This window comes from Vibrio sp. B181a, assembly GCF_030248375.1.
Classification (GTDB): Bacteria; Pseudomonadota; Gammaproteobacteria; order Enterobacterales; family Vibrionaceae; genus Vibrio; species Vibrio campbellii.
Map to the genome: position 1 here is coordinate 22,294 of NZ_JAHGAD010000115.1, position 6,357 is coordinate 28,650.

General features: G+C 38.8%; 5 protein-coding genes. 2 read left to right on the forward strand and 3 right to left on the reverse strand.

What is annotated here, in order from left to right; all coding sequences use genetic code 11:
* Nucleotides 1-158: 158 nt before the first annotated feature.
* Together KIO97_RS25990 and KIO97_RS25995 are read left to right on the forward strand one after the other, a co-directional pair.
* Nucleotides 159-1,499, forward strand: coding sequence for a PLP-dependent aminotransferase family protein (locus KIO97_RS25990; protein WP_285384356.1), 1,341 nt, complete (start codon nucleotides 159-161; stop codon nucleotides 1,497-1,499).
* A gap of 1,006 nt (nucleotides 1,500-2,505) precedes the next feature.
* Nucleotides 2,506-2,850: a hypothetical protein gene (locus KIO97_RS25995; RefSeq protein WP_285384357.1), complete on the forward strand. Its 345-nt coding sequence runs from the start codon at nucleotides 2,506-2,508 to the stop codon at nucleotides 2,848-2,850.
* A gap of 376 nt (nucleotides 2,851-3,226) precedes the next feature.
* Here KIO97_RS25995 and KIO97_RS26000 read toward each other — a convergent pair whose 3' ends face one another.
* From KIO97_RS26000 to KIO97_RS26015, 3 genes are all read right to left on the reverse strand, one after another.
* The gene (locus tag KIO97_RS26000; protein ID WP_285384358.1) at nucleotides 3,227-3,619 is read right to left on the reverse strand and encodes an NUDIX hydrolase; all 393 of its coding nucleotides are present in this window, start codon (nucleotides 3,617-3,619) and stop codon (nucleotides 3,227-3,229) included.
* Nucleotides 3,620-3,765: 146 nt separating this feature from the next.
* A complete protein-coding gene (locus KIO97_RS26010; protein ID WP_285384359.1) occupies nucleotides 3,766-5,508 on the reverse strand; it encodes a hypothetical protein in 1,743 nt (580 codons plus the stop codon).
* 200 nt (nucleotides 5,509-5,708) lie between these two features.
* Entirely contained in the window at nucleotides 5,709-6,266 is a 558-nt protein-coding gene (locus KIO97_RS26015) for a hypothetical protein (protein WP_285384360.1), read from the reverse strand.
* Between the last annotated feature and the right edge of the window lie 91 nt (nucleotides 6,267-6,357).

A 6,357-nucleotide genomic window follows, 5' to 3' on the forward strand; every position in this document is an offset into this window, starting at 1 on the left:
GTTCCCTTTTTACTGACGATGTTTATTACATTGAAGTATCTTAATTGAATAAATTGACATATGTCAATGTGGTTGATTTACTTATGTTTATAATTTTTTAAATGAATTAAACTAGATAACTATATTTGAGAGTTATTGAAGTATCTGTAGGAGCGCCAGTGAGCAACGCCAAGTTTGTCAAAATTGCCAAGGTTATCGAGAGTCGAATAGAAACGGGGGGATATAAACCTAACTCAAAGCTACCGACCCACAGAGAGCTTGCCGATGAACTGGAAACGACACCTGCGACCGTCGCCAAAGCCTACAACCTGCTTGCAGATAAAGGGAGAATTGAATCACACGTTGGTCGGGGAACTTATGTATGTGAAAGGTCTGATTTGGGTAAAGCGATCCAGGTACCTGAACATAGTGACGATTATAATTTTTCTATTCTTCAGCCTTGTCTGCATAAAAATGTTGATTCACTTCAACGGGCTTACCAGTCTACAGCGATGAAAATTACATCGGAACTGATCGGCTATGTTGAGCATTCAGGGCATGAAACCCATCGTCAAGCTGGAGTGACTTGGGCTGAGCACTATGGTTTGGAAGGCGGGAATGCCAACAATACAATTCTGACCAGTGGCGCACAACATGCACTCTCTCTACTCATCGACGCTATGACGAACCCTGGCGATACCATCGCTGTAGAGTCTCTTACTTACCCTGGTATTTTTGCTATAGCCAATCTTTCTGAGCGTAATATCGTGGGTGTTCCGATGGATGAATATGGGGTATCTCCGGACGCTTTAGACTCGGTTATTGCAGAGCACAAACCTAAACTGGTCATTATCGTTCCATCACACCAGAACCCAACCGGAATCACCATGCCTGAATTCCGCCGGGAAGCGGTTGCTAAGGTTATCCGTAAACATAACATATGGCTTGTTGAAGATGACATTTACTGTTTTCTTGATGAGAAGCCAATACCCGCTATCAGTAACTTTATTCCAGAACTCTCTTTTCATATATCGGCACTTTCGAAAGCAATCAGTCCCGCTATGAGATGTGGCTATATCAAAGCGCCCGATAGCCAGATTGCTCTGCTAAATGCCCATATACGAGCGACTATCTGGCTTCCATCTCCCATCAACTTTAGCGCTGCAACACACCTTATAGAAACAGGGGAAGCATTTGATTTAGCAAACTCTCAACGTAGCACTGCTCAAGAAAGGCAGTTAATGGCTCGAAAGATCATCCCAACGATTCAATGCAGATCCACGGGATATCACATCTGGTTGCCTTTACCAGAGCAATGGAAAGCAGAACACCTAGTTGAACAAGCTAAAAATCAAAATATCCTTGTCAGCAGCGGCAGCTATTTTGATGTACATGGAATAGAAGCGGGTCATATCCGTCTTTCATTAATGTCAGTCAGCACTGAAGCGAGGCTACGCGAAGGGCTTAATAAATTGAAATCTCTCATGGATTCAAAAGTAAATACTTTGTTCCCATTTTAGTCAGTAGATAGGTGGATTTAGTAAAAGAGCCTCAGTGCTTGTACATGAGGTTTGAACAGTAATCCAACAAGCATTCGCCTTGTAGCACTACTAAAGTTTGTTAGGTGATACTCTTATACAATCTGTTCGAGGAATTTGTGAAACAATGAACGGGGCAGATATAAGCTGTTGCAGAATCTGCAATCACTGAGCTTTCTCGTTGCTCGGGCACTATTGCAAAAATTGCAACAGTTCAACTACCGAGGAATCCTCGATAGTTGTTTGGTAAGCAATGTGCATATTTTGCACATCAGTTAGTTCTATTGCCGAAGCGTCGAGCTCAGAACAGATTTGGAGCAAAGGTGATTAACGAAACAACCTGTTGGACAATTGGGAAACAGCTTGTTTCACAAATAAATCTCATGTTGGTTTCATGCGCACTAAACACGTCTTGGGGCAAAGGCGTGTTTGTCATCGTCAGTACATATAACCTCTGTCAAGTTGACTGACAGAGGAAAGTGATAAACTTTATTGGAATCGATCAGTCTATATAGTCATTCGACAGCACCGAAGATAAGTATCGGTGTGATTGCTAAGGGTAACTGGAAGACCATTCCTTTTGGCGGCTTTAAGAAAGTGGGAAATGTTGTGGGTGCAAGGCGGCTGAAGATAATGGATGTGTCTGCGTTATATCCTGACGATGATCACAAAGTCATTTATACCATTCTAAGAAACCACTACCTCATTGAAACTTACCTAGACGGAAGTGTTTCATCCTGTACCACAACTTCTACTGGCTCCATTTGATTTGCCTTCATTTACTTTTCAGCAGCCCCGTCCTCAACCTCTTTACGGTCGTTAGAGCCAAACGCCCTATCGTGAAGAAACGTCCCTCCTCGACCAAGACCATTGGAACATCTTTCTTTGTTGAATACTCCAACAAAACTGCCGTTTTAATTAATTTTTCGCCCTAAAACATCGTGTTAAAATAGCCAAATATGCAACAAATACACTATGGGGAGGTAAAATGAAAAAACTTGTTATTCTGGGTTTCACTGCAGTAGCGTTCTACTTTTACACCAGTGGCGATGTAGCCAAAATTAATAAACTTAGATCTGTAGAGTTCAGCGCCAAAAACAGGATTCTGACGATAGCAATAGATGATGATAGAGACTTGCAAGCAAAAATCAGAATAGACGATAAAATCGAAGAAGCTGTGTTCCTTAATCAGCTGATTGATAAAGGCAAGTCAATATACGTCGACGGCAACTATCTTTACCAAGGCCGATGCCAACACGTTCAATTAGAATGGCAAAAAGATGAGTTGTTCTTACCGAAATACTACAAGGTACTTTTGAATGAGGCCTGTTAGTTGTTTTATAACGAGGTTTCGGCATAAGGCCGCGATGATTAACTGATGAAGCCGATTAGGTCGTAACTTCTTGATTTAGTTGCGTCGAATCACACAACAAAGCAGTTGTATTGAGCAAGAATTTTGCTCTAAAGTGCTTTGGGGCATTTTCGAGCTAGAAAATGCCACGGGTAAAAATTCAACTTGAGAAGTTCTTGGACAGAAACGTGCTAGTACTTTTTCTAAATTAGCAAACAATCAATAAGTGCAGGTATGGCAAATAGTAAAACTGACGTGCAGATCTTACAATTTACTTATATAGAGGCTCAGACTTGTTCAACATCTGGCATTTAACGTTGGCTACGCAACGCTTAATCCTTATCTGTTAGAACTGTCCTCAAAGATAGCGACTAACCCGATCCACTTCTTTAAGAGCAATGCTGTCAGCAGCTATTCCAACGTGATTCGCATCCAATGAATACCACTTAACTTCATCAGCCTCTTGAGCTGAAATATCTCCTGTCCAAGCGCTAACAATAAAATAATGGATCAATTGCAGCTCTTTCGTTGGGTGGAACAAGGAACATAAATACTTGTATTCAGTTGGAGTAACATTGAGCTCCTCATTTAACTCACGGAACAACGCCTGAATTTGAGTTTCACCGCATTTAATATGACCACCAGGTATAGTAATCAAACCGGGGTCCGTTTCTTTTTGCTCACTACGTTTTTCTAGCAGTACCTCAGAACCATTGAGCATAATAAAAGAGATACATTCATTTACTTCCATCTGTACATTCCCTTGAAAGTTATAACGCTCTGTTAAGGTGTGAGCAACGCAAAACCTATGCTGCCGCATACCACCTTAATCACTAAATTCAACGCATAGTAAAAAATGCCACGCGTTGCGAATCACTCTTAAACAGATTGTTAGGTTTATGTGTTGCAGAATAGCTTAAACATCGAATTATTCGTTTTAGAAATACTATTAACATAGCTCAATAGTATATTGATTTTATTGTTTGGGCTTGCTCTTAACCTTGAGTTTGAGATGCCCGGCTGAACAATCCAGACTTCATTCATTGCACTCGGGCTTTCCAGAGAAAATAATATTTTCTCGTAAAGTTGATCTGCATCCTTAATTGAAAGATCTAAATATTTAGCATTAGAAAATAGTCGTTCTTTTTTATCTGAATAGGACAACGGAAAGAAATACTTCATATTCTTTATAGCTTGTGCCACAACGACTTGTAAGTCATCCACGCGCAAACCTTGCTGTCGATTTGAAGAGTATTTTTCATGACTGAGAATTATTTTATTAGTGCAGATCACTATATGGTCAGCAATCTCATTTGCTCCATTGTCTTCGATGATAGCTAACACATCCTCTTGAGTTATTAAGCTATACATATAATCTAAAGTAGCATCTGAAATATTCTTTGTGTAAGGGGACCTTGGAGTCTGTGCTTCACTTTTTATATCGACAGAGTTCCACGATATTGCACTATCTATACCTTCAGTAAATGGGCACCTTAATCGATTATCAAACCAATGGCTTCCGTCTCTATATGCATAAGCATTATCAAACAATAAAGTATAGTTGGCTGTATCACTCAAATATTCAATGAAATCTGTCTTACGCTTTCTAGTGGTGTTATCTGGTTTATCACTGAAAAAAACCTTTACTTCATCAGATGTATTGTCGAGCGAAAATTCTGGGACATTATCGTTAAGATCTATATTCAAAATGAAATTACTATGGCTATTTCCTATCTTAAACTTATTACTAATAACTCTTTCAATAAACCAGTCTATTACGTTTACACCATTTATATTGAAATATAAATTACCTTTATCTCTAACAACATAGTCAATATAAAGTGAAAGAATATTTAGTGGGCCAGATGGAGGCTCTACAGGACAGACAAGTATGGGTAAACTAAAATCAAGGTCATCATTTAGAATTTCAGTTAAAACCTCACACTTCTTGTTGAACTGAGATATCCCTTTGCACCAACCACTCCAAACCTTTCTTTTCTTGGCGGAGCAACCAACACTGGAGCCAAGTTCAGAGCTCTCTGAAGATGCGATACAAAAGTTAAAGCTATAACCTGCATCAAATGAAGGTGCCAGTGAATACCTCGTATCTTTACCAGAATATGACTTGGATTCTACGGCTGTACCACCCGCACCGAAAGTATTAACCAAGCCCATAGTTCTAATTTTCAACTCATCGCCATTAATTAGATTATATATTTTCTTGATATCAATATCTAACTTGCAGAAGTGTATTTTCATTATATGATCGATTAGATCTTGAAGTTTCTTATCACTAGAATAGCTAAATATATATTCACTATCATCATTAATGATGATAATTTCATTAGTTCTATTAAATATATTTTCAGGAATATCGGATAGATTCTTACCTTTTTCTTTGTACCAAGTTGGTAATGTATATACCGCCAAGACGTAAATATTTGATCTCGGTCTCTCATAGTTTTGTACGATTTTTATTATTCGTTTTATTCCATCTTGGTTACAATATTTATACAATAGCTTGCCAAATTTTTTACGATTGTATTTTTTCTTCCCTCTAACTTTTACTTGGAAGAATGGGGTAATTTTAGATAATTCAAAGACAGCCAATTTAAACCAACTAGTTGCATACTCAATCAAACACCCATCAACTATACATATTTCATAGTTATAAAAACATGATTGAAATCATAAACCAAAGTAGTAGAAAGAAACCTAACGCCGCATTAAGGGGTGAGCAACGCACGACCACGAAACTCAGCCTCACCACCGTAAACACTGAACCCAACAAGAACCAAAAATGCCATGCGTTGGGAATCCCTCTTGAATGCCTTGTTAGATTACTTTTTGTTCATCCAGATATTGTAAATTAAGCCTATTATTACAAGTGCGAGTCCCCAACCTGGATGTGGTATGTCATATTCAATACCCAAATACTCTTCTAAAAAAGCGCCCAAAAGTTTATCTAGGAAAGGGGATGCAATGATTGATATACCCCCACCCACAACAAGAATCGTCACTTTATTCACGAAAGAAGGCTTGAACAACATGACAAAAGAAATTAGTTCGTGAAACCATTTAGGCTCAGGAATATTACACTGAATAAATGCTAAACAATCATTAACATGCTTCCTATAGCCCTCAATTGGAGATTTATTTTTGGCTAATTTGGAATTTAAAGATGCTACGACTAGAGTCCACTCATCCACTAAATCAGGTTTAACCCTAGCAACTAATGAAGAAGCTTGGTCAACCCAACGTTGAAACTCCGAGTGTGTAACGCCAACTTTGGGGTCTTCCATCAGTTTTTCGTCACCAAGGATCTGAGTGTACCTTTCGATGAAGTCGTTCCCTTTCTCAATAACTTCTTTATACATATTCTTTAAATTAATCTCCAACTAATCTAACGCCCTGTTAAGGTGTGAGCAACGCAATGCCGAAGCTACCGCATACCACCTTAAACACTAAACGCAACGCATAGCAAAAATG